This window comes from Paenibacillus sp. H1-7 (assembly GCF_022354825.1).
Classification (GTDB): Bacteria; Bacillota; Bacilli; order Paenibacillales; family NBRC-103111; genus Paenibacillus_S.
Window position 1 is genome coordinate 2,741,380 of sequence record NZ_CP031168.1, and the last position, 21,509, is coordinate 2,762,888.

The 21,509-nt window shown below is 51.9% G+C and carries 13 protein-coding genes; 12 read left to right on the forward strand and 1 reads right to left on the reverse strand.

The annotated features are described in order from the left end of the window. Positions 1-30: 30 nt before the first annotated feature. Positions 31-636, reverse strand: a complete 606-nt coding sequence (locus DVH26_RS12230; protein ID WP_239633961.1) for a TetR/AcrR family transcriptional regulator — start codon at positions 634-636, stop codon at positions 31-33. Positions 637-1,197: 561 nt separating this feature from the next. Between DVH26_RS12230 and DVH26_RS12235 the strand changes: the two genes are divergently transcribed. The 12 genes from DVH26_RS12235 (at position 1,198) to DVH26_RS12290 (ending at position 21,493) form a co-directional block, all read left to right on the forward strand. After that, on the forward strand, positions 1,198-2,364 hold the full coding sequence (locus DVH26_RS12235; RefSeq protein ID WP_239633962.1) for a sulfite reductase subunit alpha: 1,167 nt from the start codon (positions 1,198-1,200) through the stop codon (positions 2,362-2,364). A 370-nt stretch (positions 2,365-2,734) separates the two neighbouring features. Further along, a complete protein-coding gene (locus DVH26_RS12240) occupies positions 2,735-3,649 on the forward strand; it encodes an ABC transporter permease (protein WP_239635348.1) in 915 nt (304 codons plus the stop codon). Between the two features lie 23 nt (positions 3,650-3,672). Beyond that, positions 3,673-4,557, forward strand: a complete 885-nt coding sequence (locus DVH26_RS12245) for a carbohydrate ABC transporter permease (protein WP_239633963.1) — start codon at positions 3,673-3,675, stop codon at positions 4,555-4,557. A 55-nt stretch (positions 4,558-4,612) separates the two neighbouring features. After that, a complete protein-coding gene (locus DVH26_RS12250) occupies positions 4,613-6,133 on the forward strand; it encodes an extracellular solute-binding protein (RefSeq protein ID WP_239633964.1) in 1,521 nt (506 codons plus the stop codon). Between the two features lie 131 nt (positions 6,134-6,264). After that, positions 6,265-6,993, forward strand: a complete 729-nt coding sequence (locus DVH26_RS12255; RefSeq protein ID WP_239633965.1) for a hypothetical protein — start codon at positions 6,265-6,267, stop codon at positions 6,991-6,993. After that, positions 6,938-7,429 (forward strand): helix-turn-helix transcriptional regulator, encoded by a 492-nt coding sequence (locus tag DVH26_RS12260; protein WP_239633966.1) that lies wholly within the window; start codon positions 6,938-6,940, stop codon positions 7,427-7,429. Before DVH26_RS12255 ends, DVH26_RS12260 begins: the two co-directional genes overlap by 56 nt. 116 nt (positions 7,430-7,545) lie before the next feature. After that, positions 7,546-9,480: an S-layer homology domain-containing protein gene (locus DVH26_RS12265; protein ID WP_239633967.1), complete on the forward strand. Its 1,935-nt coding sequence runs from the start codon at positions 7,546-7,548 to the stop codon at positions 9,478-9,480. Between the two features lie 2 nt (positions 9,481-9,482). After that, positions 9,483-14,126, forward strand: coding sequence for an immunoglobulin-like domain-containing protein (locus DVH26_RS12270; RefSeq protein WP_239633968.1), 4,644 nt, complete (start codon positions 9,483-9,485; stop codon positions 14,124-14,126). Positions 14,127-14,326: 200 nt separating this feature from the next. Further along, the gene (locus DVH26_RS12275) at positions 14,327-16,087 is read left to right on the forward strand and encodes an alpha-L-fucosidase (protein ID WP_239633969.1); all 1,761 of its coding nucleotides are present in this window, start codon (positions 14,327-14,329) and stop codon (positions 16,085-16,087) included. 218 nt (positions 16,088-16,305) lie between these two features. Beyond that, positions 16,306-17,544, forward strand: coding sequence for a Ger(x)C family spore germination protein (locus tag DVH26_RS12280; protein WP_239633970.1), 1,239 nt, complete (start codon positions 16,306-16,308; stop codon positions 17,542-17,544). Positions 17,545-18,087: 543 nt separating this feature from the next. Beyond that, complete coding sequence (locus DVH26_RS12285; protein ID WP_239633971.1) at positions 18,088-19,854, forward strand: cache domain-containing sensor histidine kinase; 1,767 nt, start codon at positions 18,088-18,090, stop codon at positions 19,852-19,854. A 34-nt stretch (positions 19,855-19,888) separates the two neighbouring features. Then, positions 19,889-21,493, forward strand: coding sequence for a response regulator transcription factor (locus tag DVH26_RS12290; protein WP_239633972.1), 1,605 nt, complete (start codon positions 19,889-19,891; stop codon positions 21,491-21,493). Positions 21,494-21,509 lie beyond the last annotated feature (16 nt).

Sequence of the window (21,509 nt, forward strand, 5' to 3'; positions counted from 1 at the left end):
GCATTACGGCATTGAAGCAGCATCGGAAGCTTATTCATCCGACATGCTCGCACAAAGCTCTCGGAGATGCCGGGTAACGATCCGCTCAACAGTCTCCGGTGTGTAGACCTCCGGGCGAAGCAAGGCTAGGCTTGTCAAGCCCTCGACGATTGCAGCCAATCGATATGTTTCGAGTTCGACGTCTATCGAAGAAGGGAGAAGCTCCGCCTTAGCTAGAATATCGAGGACGGCTTTAGTCAGGTAATGTAATCCGTCAGTGAGCTCGTCCTTTTTATTTTGTAAGGCCGAACTAGTGAGGGAACGGATGGCGAATACCCACCAGACACCGACTGCAGTTCGTTTTTCTGAATCCATAGGAAGCAGCTCTAATAGAATTTCCTTCGCAGCCTTCAGCGGAATACGGCTTATATGCAGCTCCCCTCTCCTTGTAACTCCTCTCGTCAAATAATAATCCACGATAAATAATAGCAGCTCGTCCTGGGTTGAAAAATAATGCCGCAAGGCCCCAGGCGATAGCCCTGCCGCAGCGGCGACGGCGCGGATTGACGCATGCTCGATCCCTTTTGCTTCGATAATACTCCATGCCGATTCAGCGATCAGTTTTCTTTTTTGTTCATGGTCCACGATTTTCGGCAACCGTATACGCCCCTTGTCTTATTTAACACACTGTATTAAAATAAATAATACAGTGTGTTATTTTGATTTTACTCCGTTATAACGCATCACGTTTGTCCCGTCAATAATGCTGGAGCTTGCCGCGATTAATGAGAGGGGGATTTTGGTGCAGGACTTCTCCAACGGATTTCGTTTGCATTCGACCTGTTATAGCTGCAAAAAGGCGTTTAATGCCTTCGAGGGGACTCAAGCCTACGACAACTTGAAACGTAACTTTAAAGGAATGCATTACTGCGAAGATTGTAAAAGCAGGATCGAGCTTGAAGCGCGACTGCAGTTTGGGAGACGGCTATTGACCGGCAAAGATTAGGTTTCAAGATAAACCGAAATTTCTTACAAAGAATGGACTTAATACGGAGCTTTTTTTACATGCGGAAGCAGAATAGTTGTTTTAAACATGTTATCAATTGTGTACAATTATGAAGAATAGGTAAAGATCTATAGGATGATTCATGAAAAATCATTTCTAAGTTATGCGGCATGTGATATTCTAAATGTAAAAAAATTGTTGGAGTGAAGAGAATGCAGGCTACTGATGTCGAAAAATCACCTTCCTTGTTTTCCAGAACCAACCCGTTTCAAGCAAAAGTGTTGAAAAACGTCAATTTAAATGGAGAAGGCTCCAGTAAAGAAACACGCCATATTGAGTTGTCGTTGCAGGGCTCCGGTCTGTCCTATGTGCCCGGCGATTGCCTAGGTATTGTTCCTGAAAACGATCCGGAGCTGGTAGCTCTCATTATTGAGGTTATGAAGTGGGATGCGGAGACTCCGGTTGTCATTAATAAACAGAATGAAACGCTTCCGTTGAAAGAAGCGCTTTTGAAGCATTTCGAGATTACCCTGCTATCCAAAAAAATCGTTCAGCAGGCAGCTGAGCTTTCAGAGAATGAAGAGCTGAAGCAGCTGGTGGCGGATGCGGAAAAATTGAAGGCTTATACGGACGGTCGAGATGTACTGGATTTGCTGAGCGATTTTGCTCCTTGGAAAGCTTCCGCACAGGATATTACCGCTTTACTAAGAAAATTGCCGCCACGGTTGTATTCCATTGCAAGCAGCCTGACAGCGAATCCGGAGGAAGTCCACCTCACGATCGGCGCAGTTCGTTATATGGCGCATGGACGCGAGCGCAAAGGTGTATGCTCTGTTATGTGCGCAGAGCGCCTGAACGAAGGAGCTACCGTTCCGGTCTTTGTTCAAGTTAACAAACACTTTAATCTGCCGGAATCCTCGGAGACGGACATCATCATGGTAGGACCAGGAACAGGTATCGCACCATTCCGTTCCTTTATTCAAGAGCGTGCGGTGAGCAAGGCGACAGGCAAGGCGACAGGCAAAGCTTGGCTGTTCTTTGGCGATCAGCATTCCGCGACGGATTTCCTTTATCGGCAGGAGCTGGAGCAATATCAGCAAGCAGGCGCCCTGACCACAATCGACGCAGCTTTCTCCCGCGATACGGATCAGAAAGTGTACGTGCAGCATAAAATGCAAGACAACGGTCAGGAGCTGTTCGCGTGGCTTGAGCGCGGAGCTTACTTCTACGTATGCGGCGATAAGCAAAACATGGCGAAGGATGTTCACAATACCTTGATTGACATTATTGAAAAAGAAGGCCAGCTGAGCCGCGAAGCTGCTGAAGCCTATCTTAAAGAATTGCAGGAGCAGGGACGTTACCAGCGTGACGTGTATTAATAAGACTGAACAACTAGGAAGGCGAGCAGGCTGAAGATCAGCCTTCTCGTCTTCTTTGCGTAACGGGAGCCGGTGTATCCGCCTCAAATCCATGAATCAAGAAATGACTATATGGCCTCCTTTAATGACAATCAAGCCTTGTAAGCCGCTGCTGCAAGGCTTTTTTCGTGTCTTTGCAATTACGTGCCGGAATGACTATGGACGGCAATGAAAGCCTTACCCTATGATGCAGAAGTGACAGCCAGAATAGGTTCACCGGTGAATCAACTCTGCAGTTTGTGGAGACCATCCACGGCATATTCATTGAGAGAAAGGAAGGAGCGTTATGACCACGGAATCGGCCGCAGCGGCCGTCAATGTATCTGGCGATATGCTGTACCGCCGGCAGCGCATACGGCGCATGCTGCGGAATCGCTGGCTTTACCTGATGCTGCTTCCCGGCATCCTTTATTTTCTTGTTTTCAAATACATTCCGATGTACGGGGTATTGATCGCTTTCAAAAATTATCAGCCGTTTCTCGGTTTCTGGGATAGCGAATGGGTCGGGATGAAGCATTTCGACCGGTTTTTCGGAGACCCGCTCTTTTGGAAATTGCTCAAAAACACCTTCGTGCTCGCGATCTACAATATCGTCTTTTTCTTCCCGCTGCCTATTGTAATCGCGCTGATGCTGAACGAGCTGCGCCTCGAGCTGTTCAAACGGATGATTCAGACCGTCGTGTACATTCCCCACTTCATGTCATGGGTTGTAATCGTATCGATCGTATACCTGTTCTTTACAACCGAAGGCGGCTTGGTTAATGAAGCGTTGGAGTCGCTTGGATTCAACAAAATCAACTTTCTGCTAAGCGCGGACTGGTTCCGGACGTTTATCACCGCGGAGGTGATATGGAAGGAGACCGGCTGGGGCACGATCATTTTCCTTGCGGCGCTGGCCGGCGTAGACCCGCAGTTATATGAAGCGGCCCGGATCGACGGGGCGAATCGGTTTCAGCAGCTGCGTCACATTACGGTGCCTGCGATCCGTTCCACGATTGTCATTTTGCTCATTTTGCGGTTGGGAAACTTTCTCGACACCGGCTTCGAGCAAATATGGCTGATGCTTAACGCGATGAACCGCGACATCGGCGAGGTATTTGATACGTACGTGTACTCGACGGGCATCACGGAGGGGCAGTACAGCTACAGCACGGCTGTCGGCTTATTCAAATCCATCGTCGGTCTGGTGCTGGTCGCAGCCTCTAATTATATCGCCAAAAAAATGGGTGAGGAAGGGGTCGTCTAAACACATGGAGAGGAAGGGTAGGCATGGTTAAAGACCGTAACCTCGGCAGCCGGTTGTTCGATACGGTAAATATCATCGTCCTGGTTTTGTTTGCTCTTATTACATTCATTCCATTCATCTATATTATTGCCGGGTCGTTCGCGACCCAGAAAGAGCTTCTGGAGAGGGGGTTCATCCTGTTTCCAACCGAGTTTACGCTAAGCTCCTACGAATACATTTTTTCTACCGGAACGCTGCTCAAAAGCTTGGGAATCACCGTCTATATCACGCTGGCCGGGACGTTCATCAATATTTTCATGACCTGCCTGATGGCCTATCCGTTGGCACGCAAAGATCTGGATTACCGGACACCGATTCAGATGGCGGTTATCTTTACGATGCTGTTCAGTGGAGGGATGATCCCGACGTTCCTCGTCGTCAAGCAGCTGGGCATGATCGACACCTTCTGGTCTCTGCTTATACCCGGCGCGATCAGCGCCTTCAATCTGATTATTCTGCGCAATTTTTTTCAGCAGCTGCCGGACGGTCTCGAGGAATCGGCCAAAATAGACGGCTGCAACGATCTCGGTATCCTGTTTCGGATCGTCATTCCGTTGTCGCTGCCGGCGATCGCCACGTTTTCACTGTTTTATGCAGTGGGCCATTGGAATACGTTTTTCAGTGCGGTGCTGTACATCAATGATGCAGCCAAGTGGCCGATTCAAGTGCTGCTGCGCCAGATCGTCATCATGGCGGACGGCGGAGGGCTGGGGGATTCTACCTCGCTCGCTTCGGACTTCGTTCAGCCGCCGGAGCAAAGCATCAAAATGGCGGTCATTGTCGTCTCGACGCTGCCGATTCTCTTGGTCTACCCGTTCTTGCAAAAGCATTTTGCCAAAGGCGTACTGTTAGGTTCCGTCAAAGGATAAACGGTTTACTCCGTTTGCCGATATCGATATGATGAAATAAGGGGAGGAAGTTTCAATGAAACAACGATTACACAAATCTATGCTTATGGCGTCCGTGCTGACGCTAACGGCAGGTGCTGCCGCTGGCTGCGGGGGCACCAAGAGCACCGATGGGGGAGGACAGCCGGCTGCAGCCAGCGATGCTTCCAAGGCAGCTGCACCGTATAAAATGTCGATTATGCTGCCAAGCTTCAACCCGGAGCCGATGTCGACCGACGGAGAAATTTTCAAAAAAATTCAATCGGCAACGAACACCGAGCTGAAGCTCAACTGGGTGCCGTCCGCTACCTATTCGGATAAACTGAGCGCTACCGTAGCATCCGGCGAGCTCCCGAGCGTTATCACAGTATTGAATCAGAAAGCGCCGTTCATCGTTAACTCCGTACGATCCGGGATGTTTTGGGAGCTCGGACCCTATCTGAAGGATTACAAAAATTTAAGCCGCATGAATCCGATCGCTTTGAACGCCATCTCCATTGACGGCAAAGTGTACGGGATATTCCGCGAGCGTGATCTGGCGCGGGACGGGCTGACGCTTCGCAAGGATTGGCTTAGCAATCTCGGTTTGAAGGAGCCGAAGACGATCGATGAGTTCTACAACGTTTTGAAGGCGTTTACGAATAACGATCCGGACAAAAACGGCAAAAACGATACTATCGGGCTCGTCGAGCAGCAGGAGCCTGCAGGCTGGAGAACCATGCTGGCGTGGCATGGAGGCCCTGCCGACTGGGAGGTGAAGGACGGCAAGCTGAGTCCGGCCCACCTGTCCCCGGCTTACTTGGAAACGATGAAGTTCTATAAAAAGCTGTACGACGAGAAGCTGATGAACCTGGATTTCGCTGTGGTGAAGGACGGACGTCAGGTGATGAATAAAGGGACGGCGGGCGCTTGGGTCGCCAATCTGAATGATGCCAACGGCATCGAGGAGCAGGCGAAGAAGGTCGATCCGAAGGCCGAGCTGACGCTGGTCGGTGCGCTGGAGGGGCCGAAGGGCTTGCGCAGCATAGCCGGGACGGGCTCTTACGGGATCTTCATGATTCCGAAGACGTCGGTCAAGACGGAAGCCGAGGTGAAGGCGATCCTGAACTATTTCGACAAGCTGTCGGATAAAGACATGCAGAACATGCTGTACAACGGCATCGAAGGCCGCCAATACACGGTGGAGAACGGTGAATATAAGAAGACGGCCGATCCCAAAATGCTGGTCGAATACGGCATGGGCGATTCCTCTCAGCTGGCGGTGCTGAGAGACCAGGTCACGACTTTCGGTTCCCCGCTTGTGCACCTGCGTGACAAGATGTGGCAGGAGAACGCGAAACGGGCGATTGAAAATCCAGTGAACGCTTATATCTCTGCTACCTATAGCGAGAAGGGCAAAGAGCTGGATAAACTGATCGATGATGCTCGCACGAAGTTTGTTATGGGCTCCATTGACGAGAACGGCTGGAACAAAGCGGTGGAGCAGTGGAAGCAGAACGGCGGCAGCAAGATCATGGAGGAGTACACCGCCGAATATAACAAAAGCGCCAAGAAATAAACATTCCCGGCCGGCAAAGCTGTATGGCGAAAAGGTCTGTGATTTTACCCCACGGTGCAGATATCTTTTTTGCTATACTTAGGGCATGAAAGCCATAGCACACGGGCGTTCCGAAGGAGAAAACATCAGGCATGAGGACACATTCCTATTTCCGCAAATTGATATTGCTGACGCTTGCAGTGGGGGCTTTTCCAGTTCTCATCCTGGGTTGGTATTCGTATAACTATTCTTCCCATACGGTGCTGGATAAGGTAAACGAAAGCAACGCGCAAATATTGCGGCAGACGCAGCTTCGAGTGGAGCAGACGTTGAAGACGATCGATTATTCCGCCTCCCAGCTGCTGAATACGCCTCTTGTCACGGCTGCCATCGGCAAGCGGCTTACAGCAGCGGATTCGGAGATGATTACCGATGTCTATGACAGTCTTATCGGTATCCAAACGTTCGAGCTCGGGATCAAGGACGTCCTCTTGTACAGCTTGGAAAAGGATTGGATCATCAGCAACTCCGGTATCGACGAGCACAGCCAGCCCGGGATGAAGGGGCTGTTGAACGAGTTTGCCGCCATGCCGCAAGGCTCCCGGTGGGTCAGCATGGATCTGACCGGGCAGTACAATACCGACCAGGAACCGCTGACGGCGGCCGGCAAACAGACGATCATGATAGTAAAAAAGTGGCCCATCAATTCCTTGCATCCGCGAGGAATGATGGCCGTCATGCTGTCCGCCAAGGAGGCAGAACGTTTCCAGCCCGGGTGGTCATCCGAACGACTTCCAGCTGTCGTTAGTCCGGCTGTTCGTGGAATTGGTCCGACTCCTGCAAGATGCGGGCATCTCGATCTACTCGCTTACCCGCAATGAACGGCCGCTGTTCGACGAGCTGCTTCAGCTGCACACGGTACGCGATATCGAGGCGTGGTTCAGCGGTCAGCTCGTCGAACCGGGCATCACACTGCTGGAGCAGCGGCGGGAGAAGCAGTTCCGTACGATTTCCGAGGAGGTCAAGCGGCTGATCGCCGAAGAGTTCGATACCGATTTGACGCTGGAGAAATGCGCCGCCCGGATCAATTACCATCCGCAATATATTAGCCGGGTGTTTCGTCAGGAAACCGGCATCAATTATGTGGATTATTTGGCCCAGTACCGGCTGGACGTCGCCAAGCGCTGGCTGAGAGAGACCGATATGACGGTTACGGATATCGCCGGGAAGCTGAAGTATAACAACCCGGCCAATTTTATCCGATACTTCCGTAAAATGGAGGGCATGACCCCGGGCCAATTCCGGGGGAAGGCTTAGTCATGCAGCAGGCTGGCTTCAGGCGATCATTTATCGCCTGGCGCGGCCGGCATGGTGGCTGCAGCCACATTACAATTAAATAACCTATTATTTCTATGTGAAAAGGAGGGTTATATGTGAGGAGAGGCAGAACTAGACTCGCCTATTTGCTGCTTGTTCTCATCCTGCTGGCCTCGGCAGGCTCTGCCTATGCAGAGCCGTCAGGTACTGTGCTGGCAGCGATCGGCGAGCAAAAGCAAGGCGAAGCCTTCATCATTCAAGGAACAACAGGCTTGCCCGAATTGATCGTTCAGGTCCTGAGGCCGAATCAATCGATTCTGGAAATGGATCAGCTTACGAAGGAGCAGTTTCAGATCGGAAAAACGCTCACGCTTCCCGCTGATGCTCCGGTAGGCATCTACACGGTGAAGGCGGGAGTAGGCAGCGAGGCCGCCGTGATGGCTTTCAAGGTGGTCGCCGGGGATCATGGCGGCGAGCCGGGGCCGGGGCCAGAACCGCAACCGCAGCCTGCATTAGAATTAAGCCCGATCGGCGCGGTCGAAGCAGGGAGGACGATACGGATTCAAGGTACGACGAATCAGCTTGTACTTCTGTGGAGGCTGTTCGCTCCGGACGGGACGCTGCTCAAGGAGCTGGCAATAACCCGAGGCGAGCTGGAGCAAGGCTATGCCTACACGATTCCTGCGGATGCCGTCAGCGGTGTGTATACGCTCAAGGTGGGCAATGGCAGCGTGTCGGGACAGCTTACGATTCAGGTGACGCGAAACGATACCGGAACGCCGGGAGACCGGCCTTCGGAGGGAAGCCGCCGCAACCGAAGCAGCGTGACCGTCCCTACACCGGTGAAACCGGAACCGCAGCAGGACGGCTCGGTTGCCCTCCTGATGCAGCCGCAAGGGCCGCCGGATGCAGCGGGAGCGGTTCAGGTGGCCGTCACGCAGGAGGCCATTGACCAAGCTGTTGCCCAGCTCCAAGCAGGAGCCTTGAGGCTGCGCATCGAGGCTGCACCTATGGACGGGGCGAAGGCTTATGCCTTTCATTTGCCCGCTGGCGTCCTGGTTGAAAAGATCAAGGGCCTGCAGATTGAGCTGCGTACCGAATTTGCCGGTGTGACGGTACAGGACAGCCTGTTCCGCCAGAGCGAGACAGCCGGTGCTCAGACCGTTTCTTTAACGATAGGGCAAGCACAAATGAATGCGCTTTCCCCAGAGGCGGCTGCAGCCATTGGTACACGTCCGGCAATTCTGGTTCGGACGTCGCTGGATGGGAAAGCGGTCGATTGGCCGAATCGCGAAGCGCCGGTCGTAGCTATTCCTTATACGCCGTCGGCAGCAGAGCTGGCCGATCCCAATGGAATCACGGTTTGGTCTATAGATCGTTCAGGCCAACCGTCTCCGGTACCGAGCGGACATTATGACAAAGCTAGCGGCAAAGTGATCTTCCGGGCGGCTCTTCCCGGTCATTACGCCGTCGTTCATGTGACGAAAACGTTCACCGATCTGACGGGCTACGCTTGGGCCGAGAAGCCGATTCGGGCGCTCGCGGCCAAGGGCATCCTGATGGGCGTTGCGCCGGCTACGTTCGCTCCGGAAGCCCCTATCAAGCGCGCCGATTTCGTGCTGCTGCTAGTTCGCACGCTGGAGTTGCAGGCGCCCTTCAAGGACAGCTTCGATGACGTGCGGCCCGAAGCATATTATTACGAGGCGCTCGGCACAGCTCGAGTCCTCGGCATCAGCGACGGAGCCGGCGATAATCGCTTCCAGCCGGAGCGCCCCATTTCCAGACAGGAAATGATGACGCTTACAGTGCGGGCGCTGCACACAGCCGGCCTGTTTGCCGAAAGCAGCGGCACCGACGCTCGCAGCGAGCTGCAGGCCTTCGCAGACTCCTCGCAGGTGGCGGACTATGCCGCATCCAGTGTTGCGGCGTTGATCCGCGAGGGCTTGATCGAGGGCAGCGGAGGCTCGCTTCATCCGCAGGACAGCACCAGCCGTGCAGAAACGGCCGTCATGCTGTACCGCATAGTACAACACATCGCAGGAGGGATGTAACGATGGCTTTTGGAACATCAAACAAGCTGCGGCAATTGTTGAAACGGTCATGCACCGTGCTTGCGGCCGGTGCTTTGCTGGTATCGGCCGTGGCAGGCTTCACCTCTGGAACCGCTCATGCCGCCCCCGTGAATCTGGAGGCGGATTATGCCGTAAACGAAGGGCCGCTTGTCCGCACAGAACAGTTCAACAATACGAACTACACGCCGCTGCCGGTTCATGTCGTCGATGAGCTGAAGGGGATCCGGACCAAGGTCGTAAGAGATTTTGTAAAAATCAATTGGTACTACAATAAAGATGAAGCCAACAGCGATTATTTGGCATATTCCATCGACGACCCGCGCAACGCGACGAACCCGGATTTGCAGCATGGCCGCAAGGAAACGTACGATTTCATGTCCCAATTCGCCGATGCCATTCTCCTTTCTCTTGCTTATTCGTATGGCGGTGACGCGAATCCGCAGAAAAACCGTGTTCTCGCCGGCGAGACCTCGATGAACTGGCCTGAATTCGACAAGGCGATGAAGAAAATCATCTATACGCTGAAGGAGAAAAATCCGAAGATCGAATACATCGAGGTAGGTAATGAGCCGAACCTGGAGCCTGCTTATTACGGCCATGTGAAGGACGATATCCCCGGCTACATGCGTATGTATCAGGGCATGTCCGAAGCCGTAAAATGGGTGAATACGCAGGGTTTGGCCGGGCAGCCGCTGAAAGTAGGCGGGCCTGTATTGTCCGGCTACAACTTCGAGAAGCAGAAGCAGTTCGTCGATCTCGCTTACAATGCCGGGTATCAAGTCGATTTCGTGTCATGGCACCGGTACCAGGAAGACGTGCGGATGAACGAAACGCAGGAGATTGAGATGAAAAGCTACCTGCACAAGTTTTATCCTAATGCTACGACCATTGTTAGCGAATACGGCTGGAAGGGCGGCGGGGGCTTAAGCGATCCGACGAACAACGTCGGGCTGGCGAAGCAAGCGGCGTTTATGACGGACTCGGCATACTATTATGCCCGCGGAGGCACGGACATCCCGATGAACTGGGTGGCGGTCCATACGCTGAATGCATATTTCAAGAACCAGTTCGATGTCGACTATGCTTTAAGCAGCGGAGATACAAAGAATTGGCAGACGTTTTTGAACCCGGCTCCCAGAGCTTTACAATATTTGAACCTGCGTGGGTGGAGGGAGTCGGCATCGTCTTCCAAGCCGATGAAAATCAAAGAAATTCGTTTTTTTGACAGCGGAAACAACCCGATACCGATTCCGAATCCGGCGAACGATCCGAACATTGCGGCGGTTACGGACGGTGACGATGCGACGCAGTTTACCCAAGCCGATTACTGGACCTGGCTCAAATTCGATTTGGGGCCGTCGGCCCCGGGGATTGCCAGGGTCGATATCAAGTGGGGCAACGCCGATATCAACACCTTCCAGCTCATAGGCACTAGCGATAAGCTGAAATATTACGAGGTGCTCGGCCGCACCTTTTTCACCCCGTATTTCAACACCATGAGGATGTTCGCCCGGCTGGGGGATACCCGGGTGAAAGCAACCGGCGGCAGCGGCGACATCTATGGGACGCGGATGCTGGCGACGAAGAACAGCGATTCCAAAGCGACGATGATGGTGTGGAACAAGCAGGGAGATAGGGCCGCATCGTCCAACATCAGCCTCAGCGTGAAGCATTTACCGCCTGGCTTTGAAGGAAAGAGTGTCCGGATCAAAAAGTATTTGGTCGACGAGACCCACAGCAATTACGCTTACAACAAAATAGACGAGCTCCAACTAGTCGATGAAACCTTAGCGAACACGGCGGACAACCTGACGCTTAGCGCCACGCTGGATAAGAATTCGGTGATGCTGATAGAGCTCGAGGCGGTTGATCCGAGCATTCAAAACATTGTGTCCGCCGGCAAGCCGGTCACCTCCGCAACCGGAATGTCGAATACGGCGGCGCTGGTGGACGGCAACAGCCTGACAGCTGCTGTGGCAGCAAACGGCAGCTATCCTCAAACGATACAAATCGATCTAGGCAGGCCCTATGAGCTGGCGGGGATGCAAATCGACTGGACGAACAGTGCGTCGAGAGGCTACAGCTACGCCATCGCGACGAGCTTGGACGGAACGGCGTATCATACCGCAGCGGACAGAACCCATCCGGCTTCCATAGCCTCGATGGGGAATAGTCTGGAGTGGTTCCAGACCAAGGCGCGGTATGTGAAGCTGACGGTGACAGGCTCCACGTTCGATGGTCCGCTATCCATTAACGATGTGAAGGTTTTTGCCGAAGCGCTGTATAAGAACGGCTTTGACACCGCCGAGGAAACGAATGCGATGGCGGCATGGACGACGGTTGGCTTCGGTTCGAAATCCACCCCATGGACCACCGTGAGCGATAGCGTCTATCATACCGCTTACGTTCAGCCGACGGACGTATACGGCACAACACCGAGCTTTGCGATATTTGGCGACAATCTAAAGGATTACGGAATCGAAGCACGAGTCAAGACCTCGGACAGCGGAAACGTCCAAATGGGCCTTATCGCCCGAGCGACCGATTACAACAACCTGTATTACTTCAAGCTGCAACGCAGCGGCTCCACGCATCAGGCGGTGCTGGAGAAGCGCGTCAATGGAACGACAACCGTGCTTAAGACGGGGGATTTGGCTGAACCGATTCAATCGAATCGTTGGTATAAGCTGAATTTGGAGGCTGTCGGGACGACGCTTCGGGCTTCTATCGACGGCGTTCAGGTTATAGAGCTTACGGATGCCAGCCGGACTTCCGGCAAATTCGGACTGCGGAGCCATGAATCCATCGCCGGCTTCGACGACGTGAAGGTGTACCCTATTGTTCCGCTGCTTGGCGATATTAAGGTGAACGGCATGTCCATCGAGGGCTTCCATCCGCTCTTGAACAACTATACCGTGCTTGTGCCTTCGACGAGAAGCGCAGTAACTGTGACGGCGTCGGTCTATGGTACGGCCAATGCCTTGGCCTCTCCGGCATCCGGGCAGGTAACGTTCGACGCGGTAGGCCAAGAGAAGCCGTACACGGTAGCCGCTCTGTCGAGCGAGGGCAACGGGGCGAATTACTACAAGATCAACCTGCGCACCGCCAGCGCCGATACGTCGCTTAGCAGCCTAAGGCTGTCGGTCATCTCCGATCCGCTGACGGCGCCGGGCCAACAATTACCCGAAACGAGCATTGCCCTGGTTCCGAATCAAACCGAATATACGATTCGCGTACCTTCCCGTACGGCTTATGTCAAGGTGGTGGAGGCGATCCCGACGGCAAGCAATGTGGCGACGGTACAAATCACCGATGCTGTCTTGGTAAACGGATCGGGTACTGCGACCGTAAAAGTTACCTCCGAAGCCGGTACGGCGGCGGAATACAAGCTGAATATCCTGGCGAATCCGGAGACGGCTGCCGGAACGGTGCTGTACGAAGAGAATTTTGAGAACGGGGCATATAATCAGGACGAAGCGACCGGCTGGAATAACGGCGCCGTACCGAATGGCGCGGCTTCACATTTGCGCGTCGCAGATGAAGATCAGGGCAAGGTGCTGGAGAAGTATACGACGGCAAGCATGGCTTTTACGGTTGGTCAAAGCGGATGGTCCAACTACGATGTACGGGCCAGAGTGAAGGCGCAGGCCAGCCCGTCGCTGCCGGGCATAATTGCGCGCGCGTCCGACGACGCCAAACACTTTTACATGCTGCGCATTCATAACGGCACGAACGGATTGCCCGGCGGAAGCACAGGGTACATCGTCCTTGGCCGTGTCGTGAACGGGACGCTCCGCGAGCTGGACAGCAAAAAAATCCCTTACCCGTATGTAGTCGGCAACTGGTATCAGCTGCGTCTCGTCGTCGACGGCAACCGGATCAAGGGCTATGTGGACGATAGTCTAATCTATGACGAAGTGGATAGCGGAACGCTATTCCCAACGAATCCACCGGCGCTGACGCAAGGTAAGGCGGGGATTCGTGTGGCGAATCAGGCGGCACGCATCGATGACTTACAGGTGTCCGGCCTTGCCGCCATTCCGGCGGATACAGATACGGTGAAGCCGGTGATTACCCTGAACGGGCCGGCAGCGGTCGAGATTCCGGCTGGCAGTACGTACACGGATGCAGGCGCAACAGCGACGGATAATGTGGACGGCGATCTGACAAGCCGCATTCAAGTGAACGGCAGCGTGGATACATCGCTTCCGGGAACATACACGCTGGTCTATACCGTGATGGACAACGCACAAAATGCGGCGGACCCGGTTAATCGTACCGTAACGGTAACCGCTGCAGTGGATAAACCGTTCACCGTCGCGGCGCACGGCGGACTGAACCGGATGAAAGGTTTGAGCGCTAAGGTCGACGTTGTCCGTACGGCCGGCTCGATAGACCATGCGGAAGAAGAAGTCGTCTACTTTCAGCTGCTCAAGGGCAGCACGCCCGTGGCCCATGTTGCGCTGGAAAGCGAGCTTGCGAATGGCGGCAGTCTGACGGGTCATTTCGATGTGCCGGATGCGGAAACAGACGCCTATACAGTTCATGTGTTTATCGTTGACAAACTCGACTCCATGGATGGAACGTTGCCGATTCCGTTATCGAATAAGGTAATCGTGAAGTAGTTTTATTCGTAAAAGACTGCCTGTGGTTGAAAGGTTATCCTTTCGATTGCAGGCTCTTTTTCGTAGGATGCCATAACGTGTTTTTTGGACAAACACATATTAGGATTGTGCAAATAACGATAAGGATTATACATTCAAATCGGCCGGCGCTTTGGATAAGATAATCCTAACAACATTAATTGAAAGGGGTTTCATTAACTATGAACAATGAAATGATTGAGTCCAGCTCATCTCCTTTTGTGAACAAAATGTCTTGGTGGCGGGAAGCCAAGTTCGGCATGTTTATCCACTGGGGGCTGTATGCGGTACCGGCCGGAGTGTGGCAAGGCAAGGAAGTCAACGGCATCGGTGAATGGATTATGAAGCGTGCCCGTATCCCGATATCCGAATACAAGCAGCTTGCGGAACAGTTTAACCCGGTACAATTCAATGCCCGCGAATGGGTCGAGATTGCTCAACAAGCCGGCATGAAATACATCGTGATTACAGCCAAGCACCATGACGGTTTTTGTATGTATCACTCGAAGGTTTCCAAATACAATATCGTGGATGCAACTCCGTTCGGACGCGACCCTATGAAGGAGCTGGCCGATGAGTGCGCCAAAGCAGGGCTGAAGCTGTGCTTCTACTATTCACAGACCCAGGATTGGTATGAAAAAGATGCGGTGGGAAATGATTGGGATTTCCCGAATGCTGAAGAGAAGAACTTCGGGCACTATCTAGAGGAGAAGGTCAAACCGCAGGTTAGAGAGCTGCTTACCCAATACGGCCCGGTCGGTCTGATCTGGTTCGATACTCCGATGACTATGACGGAAGAGCAGAGTCAAGATTTGGCTGCATTCGTCAGGAGCATACAACCGGATTGCATCGTTAACGGACGGGTTGGAAACGGCCACGGCGACTACGTTTGCTTAGGCGACAATGAAACCCCCGCCAAATCGCTGTCTGTTGACTGGGAGACGTGCGCCACTCTCAATCATACTTGGGGCTTTAAAAGTAATGACCACGAATGGAAGTCGCCGGAATTGATTATCAAGCTGCTGTCAGACATCATAGGCAAGGGCGGAACCTATCTTCTGAACGTCGGACCTACAGCGGAAGGAATCATCCCTGCGCCTAGCGTAGAAATACTGAAGGAAGTAGGGCGTTGGCTTAAGATTAATGAGGATGCGGTCCGGGGTACCCGGGGAAACCCGTTCGAAACCGAATTTGATTGGGGAACCGTGACAGTCAAGCCAGGCAAAGTGTTCGCACACTTATTTGAATGGCCTAACCAGGGATCATTCGTGCTCCGCGGTTTGAAGAATCACGTAAATAAAGCTTACTTGCTGGCATCGCCCGAGGAACAGCTTACTTTTGACCAAACCTATGATTCGGACACGAATACTCATGACCTGCGAGTCCAGCTGCCGCCGCAAGCCTTGGATTCACCCGTATCCGTTCTGGTTCTGGAAATTGTCGGGGAAGCGGTTGCGGACAATACTTTGATGCAGCGAGCGAACCGGCATATTGTATTGGAAGCGCACCATGCTGCAGTTCATCGAGGCAATCCCGACTCGTCTATCTCCTTATCCCGGTCCGGTACGATTACGGGCTGGACCGATATCCATGATTCATTGAGCTGGGGTTTTAAAGTAATTACCCCTGGCCAATATAAGGTTGAAATGATAAGCATGGCCGAGAAGGCACGGGGAGCGATTGGTGAGCAAACCGGCCAATGGGAAGGCGGTCATGAGCTGCGTATAGAAGCCGCTGGACAATCGCTGTCCTGCGTTGTGGAGGAGCAGGAACGAATTGTGACTTCGCGTTCGCTTTACTTCAACCGAATCCGTTCCGAATGCGGATTGATTAACATAGATCAAGCCGGAGGCTACAACCTTCAGATTAATCCTGTCAAGCTGAACGCTGAGAAAGGGCTTGGCTTAAAGCTGATTTCGGTTCATTTGATACCGGTACAGTAAGGAAGTCCAAAAGTATTTATCATGAATAGCCGCGGAAATCGCGGCTTTTTGTTTTTGGGATCAGTTATGTCAAAATCCAGCGGCGCCTGAGGAAAAGAGAGAATTCGTAGGGTGGAGTCGTTTGTTCCCTGCATGAAATGGGAATAATTATTTTCTAAACGTTTATCCATCCAAGATTCTGGTGATTCGCCATGATCCAAAAGAAAAGAGGGAGCAGAGTGGGGACAAGACTAGGGGTACGGAGTCTTAAATGGCTGATTATCCTGTCAATCATCGTTCCTCTGCTGACTGGATGCTGGGACAGACAAGAGATTGAGGACCGCGCTATTGTACTTGGCGTATCCATTGATGAAGCAGGGCCTGGTGCCGAGAAGGAAGAAAATGAGATTTCCCACCTTCACGATAAGTTCCCTGTTCCTGATAAAGGAATGATTCGGGTTGCCGTACAGATTGCGTTGCCCGGCAAAATTCCACTTGGACCCGGTGAGAGCGGCGCGGCAGGAAAAAGCTCGGCAGAAACGGTATGGGTGATCGAAGTCGTAGGGCATACGATCGACGATGCACTGATGAACCTGCAGCAGCAATTATCGTCCAGACTGTTTTTCGGGCATTTGCGCATCATTGTCGTATCCGAGAAAATAGCGCGGAAAGGATTGCAAAACTTCAACGATTATTTTCGCCGCAATTCGGAAATTCGCAGAACCGCTTGGATGGTCGTATCTAAAGGAGATGCAGAGCCTTTCTTGAGAGCCGCACCCAAACTGGAGCGGGTGCCGACGCTATATTTGCTTTCGACTCTGGACGATTCGGTGAAGCAGGGCAAGTTCCCGAACGACTTCCTCGGCACTTATTGGAGCAACGAGTCGAAGAAGGGACAGGAAGCGTTTCTGCCTTACATCGAGCTGATGACAGAGCAAAATGTAGAGCTGAAGGGACTGGCCTATTTCAAAAATTCCACCATGGTGAATTCGACGGAGCCGTTTGAGATTGCGGCCTACATGGGTATTAAAGGCATGAATCCTGCCGGTTATCGTGTCTTTATCAGCCTGGACAATCAGCCGTCCAAAACCGTGATGATTTATGCAACGCATCGCGAATCTAAATTCAAAGTCTCAATTAAGGACGGTCTTCCCCATTTTGTTGTCAAAATTTTTATCGAAACCAATCTCGAAGAAAAGCTAAGCGAAAGCTTGCTTACAAATAGATCCCAGATTTTAAAAGAGATTGAGGCACAGCATCAAAAATCACTCCTTAAAACCTATTCCGGGTTAGTGAAGAAGACGCAAAAAGAAGGCTCCGATATTTTCGGATTTGGGGAATATGTAAGAGCTTTGGAGCCGGGATTTTGGAATGAACATGTAAAGACAAAGGAAAATTGGCAAGTCATGTATAAAAATATTGAAGTGCAGTTTGAAGTTACTAGCAAAGTTAGACGGGTCGGAATGAAAGCCAGATAATTGGACTGATCAAGCGATCGAATCGTTCTCGCAGGGTAAAGGCTCCTCATTCGACGTTCACAGCGAGATGTATCGGTCCAAAACAATAAATAAACATTACGCTAATATGCTGTTTTTTGCCGCTTCAAATACGATGAGCGGACTGACGTCCGTGATGGTGAAGCTAGTATGCCGTTTCGTTATCCCAGATGGCGGAGAAGCTGCAGGGGCTGTTGTCCAGATTTCGCGTTTAAATTTACCCAATGGTCTGCCTTAGTGGCAGGCCGTTTTCCATAAGAAGACAGGGATTGAATGGAGACGATCCTGTCCAAATTGTGAAACAATTCACAGCTTGCAAACGAGAATGCCTAGAGGCTGCAAGGCTTTGCGCATGTCGGAAATACTCACTTTTCGTGCTAATAACTGTATTCAAACTTATTACCCCGCATTGTATGATTGCTGTGTATATTAACCTGCTCGAGTATATAGAACAACGGATCAAGCTCCGGGTCGGACCGGGTGCTTGTTTTTCCTGTATTCATCTAGCGGGGAAGGAGCGGGTACATGAGGCTATATTCGCTAAAAAGACTGTTTACACCAAGCGTGAGCATCCAGGGAAAGATTTTCGTCGCCTTCAGTCTCGTGACTTTATTCGGCATTGTTGCTGTGACGAGTATTGTGTATCTGTATATGAGAGAAACGGTCAAGAATAACGCATTTACTTCCGTCATGGAAAGCATAAGGCAAGCTGATGAATCCGTGAATGTGCGGCTGGAAGAAATCGGACGGCTCAACACGGTTGTCGCTACCAATAATACGGTACTGGCCACCTTACAGAGCGATACCCAAGAGCCGAGCTATGAGTGGTTCTTGGAGCAGAAGCGGCTGGAGGAGTTTCTATCTGCCTTGATAGCCTACAAGCCTTACATTTCTCGAGCTGCCGTCGTCGGATTGAACGGGAAAGTGTATTTCGTCGGCTCTCCCTGGCTTGATAAAACCGTATTAAACACCCCGATGATGGAGTACTTCCTGCAGCATGGCTCAGGGCGCGCGTATTACCATCAGGCGGGCTTCAACGATTCCATTATTACGGGGCGAGAGCTCCGGTATAACCGCAAAGTGATCGGGCTCGTCCTATTCGACCTCAATGCCGACAGCATCAAGAAGACCTATGACGTAAAGCCGACTCCAGACAGCAAGCTGTATGTGATCGACGACAAGAACGAGTTCATCTATGAGCCGGGGACGTCCGGACTGGACAAAGATACGGTTATAAGCCTGAGTCAAGAGCTGGCCGGTTCCAATGCCTCGGTGGAAAAAGTAATTCATCGAAAATCGTATCTCGTTATCAGCCGAAAATCGGAGTATACCGGATGGACCACCTTAGCGCTGGTTCCTATGGAATCGCTGTTGAACGAAACGGTACGCATTCGCAATGTGCTGGCTCAGGTCGCCATTATCGTTTTTATCATTATCGCTATCGGCACAATACAGGTTTCCTCGCGTATTACTAGAAATATCCGCAAGCTGCGATCTATGATGAAGCATGTGATGGATGGCAATATGACACTGCCCGCTGCGGAGATCCGCTCCAATGACGAAATCGGTCAGCTCTATCAGGTATTCCGACGGATGGTTGAAGAATTAAAGCGCTTACTTGAAGGGATTATGGCCACAGAAAGGCAGAAGCGAGAAGCGGAGCTAGCCGTGCTGCAAGCCCAGATCCGCCCCCATTTTCTCTACAACACATTGAATACGGTTAAATATTTGGCCAAGCTGAACGGAGTGCCGAATATTGTGGAAGTATCGGAATCGCTCATCGAGCTGATGCGCGGTGTGCTGGGGAACTCGAACGAATTTCTTACCCTGCAAGAAGAGTTGCAGTACGTTCGCAGCTACGTAAACATTGAAAAGTACAAATACGTGGAGCCTATCGATGTTACTATGGAGATCGAAAATGAAGAGCTGCTGCAATGCCGTGTGTTAAAGCTGATGCTGCAGCCTATCGTGGAAAATGCGATCATTCATGGGATTACTTCAGCGGAGCATGGCGGTCTGGTTGTCATCCGAATCTATAAAGAAGGGCAAGAGCTGATCATCGAAGTCACCGACAACGGCAAGGGCATGTCTAAGGAGCAGATAGAGGCGCTGTTCGAAGCGAAAAGCGACCAGGCCGGTTCACGCTTCAGCGGGATGGGAGTCCGCAACGTGCATGAGCGCATTGTACGGCTGTACGGGGAGTCGTACGGCGTGTTTCTCTATAGCGAGCCAGGTCAGTATACGCGGGTGCAAATCCGTTTTCCTTTCCTGGATCAAAGTGAAGTAGGTTAAGAAATTCATGGTTTGGAAGCAGGGGGGAGAACCGATGTTTCGGGTATTATTGGTTGACGATGAGGCATTGGCACGCAACGATGTCAAAGGTTTGATCGATTGGGAAAAGCATGGATTCACCCTATGCGGCGAATCATCCAGCGGACCGCTTGCGCTTTCCATGATGGAGCAGCTCGTCCCTCATATCGCCATCCTGGATGTAAGCATGCCGTCCATGAACGGAGTGGAGCTTAGCCGTATCATAAAGGAACGTTACCCCAAAGTGAAAATGATCATGCTGAGCAGCTTTGACGATTACGATTACGTCCGGGCATGCCTGACCAATGGAGCTATGGATTATTTGCTCAAGCATCGCTTAAATGCGGCAGCTCTCTTGTCGCTGCTGAACAAAGCGGTTCAGGATTTGCAATTCGAAGAACGGGAGCATGAAGCCCGCAGCGCTCAATCCAAAATCATTGAAAGGCTGAGCCCGGTCATTCATCGCGAGTATGTGTCGGGCTTAGCCAGAGATGCGCATGAAGCCGGAGCGGCGCTGGAATCGTATGCCCGGGAAAATCGGCTCTATGCCGATTCCGTCAAGTTTGGAGCCGCTGCCGTGCAGATCATTCCTTTTTTGCTTCTGACGGACTCCCTTACCGATGTGCAGAAAAGCCGCTTTGTGCAGCAGGCGGAGGACATGATGCAAATGGCGGTTGGCGATATCCATAAAAGGACGGTAGCTTACGTGGGTGAGGGTCGCTTTATCGTTGTGTTCTCTTCTGCGGAGCGCAGCGAGCATGCTGTGAACGCCCATATCCATCAGCAGCTCACCGGACTCTCCCACGCGCTCGACAAATTTCTCAATTTGAAATGCATTTATGCTGCAGGGCCGCTCTGTGGAGGGGTGAAGCAATTGGGGGGCAGCTTCGACAATGCCAGTCAACAGATTAAAGAGCTGCTGTATCCTAATACGGGCCCATCCGTCTTGCGGGAGTCCTTGCTGTTAGAGGAGCAGAAGCAGCTGCTGCTTTATTTGGAGCAATTGGATGAAGAGCGAATTAACCAGGTGATTGCTGCTGTTTTGGCTCCGGTACAGGAGCTGCCGGTCTATTCCATGGCGGTACAAATGCTGGTGCGCGAAATGCTTCATATGGTAGACATGGTCTGGAAACGGTATTTTTCCCATGTGCCAATGGATGGAAACCACCACCTTCCGTCGCGGAGCGATCTGGGACGAATAGGAAGCATCGGCGAGCTTGAACAGTGGCTGATTCAATACTACGGACGCGTCGTAGAAGCTATTAAGCAGCAATACGCTGGAGGGCCTTACTCGCGACATGTTACGAAAGCCGTTCAGTTCATAACGGACAATTATGCCTCTAATATTTCTTTGGAAATTACGGCACAGGCCCTTAGCTTGAATCCGTCCTACCTAAGCAGATTGTTCAAAGAGGAGACACAAATGACGTTCACCGAATATTTGAACCGGCACCGCATCAAAACAAGCTGCATGCTGATAGAGTCCGGCTCCTATTCCTTGAGACGAATCAGCAGCCAAGTCGGCTTTTTGAATTACACGTATTTTTTCAAGGTGTTCAAGAGTATAACGGGGATGACCCCTCAGGTGTACGCAGATCGTTTGAAACCGTCAAATAAGTAGAATGGAAAGTCATAAA